Source organism: Treponema sp. R80B11-R83G3 (assembly GCF_054786115.1).
The window spans coordinates 1-1,683 of record NZ_BDHF01000191.1 but is presented as its reverse complement, the minus strand read 5'-3'; the positions used below and the strand labels follow the sequence as shown (position 1 = coordinate 1,683).

2 protein-coding genes are annotated in these 1,683 nt (G+C 33.5%); both read left to right on the top strand.

Going from position 1 to position 1,683, the window contains the following annotated elements:
* Nucleotides 1-159: 159 nt before the first annotated feature.
* The gene (locus ACYVRH_RS12485; protein ID WP_461257228.1) at nucleotides 160-1,215 is read left to right on the top strand and encodes a DNA-methyltransferase; all 1,056 of its coding nucleotides are present in this window, start codon (nucleotides 160-162) and stop codon (nucleotides 1,213-1,215) included.
* Nucleotides 1,197-1,683, top strand: a 487-nt coding sequence (locus ACYVRH_RS12480; protein ID WP_461257227.1) for a hypothetical protein, incomplete at its 3' end; no start/stop codon positions are given. The genes ACYVRH_RS12485 and ACYVRH_RS12480, both read left to right, overlap by 19 nt.

Here is a 1,683-nt window from a genome sequence, read left to right as displayed (position 1 = left end):
GGCGTATATTATTGTTTCTTTAATTTTTCTTATATTATTTAAAATCATATATTTTAATTTCAGATAGCTAAAATAGCCCTATAACAGGTATAAATATCCAAAATTTAGGGACTTGAGTAAAATTAATATTTCCTATATGATAATTTAGGGGTATTTAAAGTGGATGAATTCAATGATGTTTTACAAGGGAGAAAATCTTATGCCTTTATTATTGGGGATGCATTAGAAGTTTTGAAAAGATTCCCAAATAATACGATAGATTGCGTTATTACATCACCCCCATATTGGCAATTACGGGAGTATGAAAATAACAAAAATCCACTAGAAATAGGTAATGAGATTGATTTCCAACAATATATATACAAACTTACTCTTGTTTTCAATGAAATAAAACGTGTTTTAAACAGTCAAGGTTCCTTATGGCTAAATCTTGGAGATAAGTTTAATGATAAAGCATTGATGGGTATGCCATGGAGGGTGGCGCTAAGTCTTATTGATACAGGTTGGATTTTACGGAATGATGTTATTTGGGATCAGATGAAAGGAACTCAAAGCTGTAAAGATAGATTGCGAGATGTTTATGAACATATCTTCTACTTTGTAAAAGAAAAAAAATATTACTATGATCATAATGAAATTCGTATTCAACCTGTTCGCAAACCCAAAAAATATAATGGTGAATTAGTATCTGCTACTGGAGTAAGTGGAAAAAAGTATAGACAACAAATTGAAAACAGTATTGTTCTTTCTGGAGAAGAAAAAATTAATGCAATGAAAGCATTGGAAGAAACGCTTAAAGATATGGAACAAGGAAAGATTGTTGATTTCAGAATGACTATTCGTGGTCAACAACGTACTTATCATAGCGACAATGAAAATACGAGTGGACGAGCAAAAGAACTTGCAACAAAAGGCTATTTCTTTTTACGCATGGGAGCGAATGGACATATCCCTTCTGATATTTGGCGGATTGCACCAGAAGACACATGGCGAAAAGATACGCATTATGCGGTATTTCCCGAAGAATTATTAGTGAATCCAATTAAAGCTACTTGTCCAGTTGATGGTATTGTACTTGATCCTTTTTCTGGAACTGGAAGCACTGTATATACAGCAGTCAAATTTAACAGACGAGGTATAGGTATAGATTTATGTGAACAATACAATATAACTGCAAAAAAAAGGATGGAATTTGTATGCAAAGACCTCTTTTAGGAAAACGCCCAACAGAAATTTTTGGTTGTCCTTATGTAGATGATACTGTTGATTTAAAGACCGAAATCCAACAGCAGTACTGCCCATTCATTAAGGGAACTTGCGTGAAACCTCGTAAAAGTGAACCACACATAAAGGTTGGAATTTGTACTATTGGGTATAAAGGTGATTTTCTACAAGATTTTGAACCAGTAATCATTTGTCCTCAACGCTTTAAGGAAAGTATAATGTTTGACACCGTTAGAAAAAAGTATTTATCTCATTGGACAAATATTGAATGGATACAAGAAGTGAATATTGGAGTAGGTGGTTCTGTAGATTATGTTGCCATAACACGGGATAAAAACAACTTCGCAGGTAGGGATCATAACCCCTTTAAACTCAATGTGGCCGGTATCAAAGAAATAAATCGCGTTTTTTTGCTCCAGAATACATTGTTCTGCGGAGTTTTCTTTCTCATAATTCATC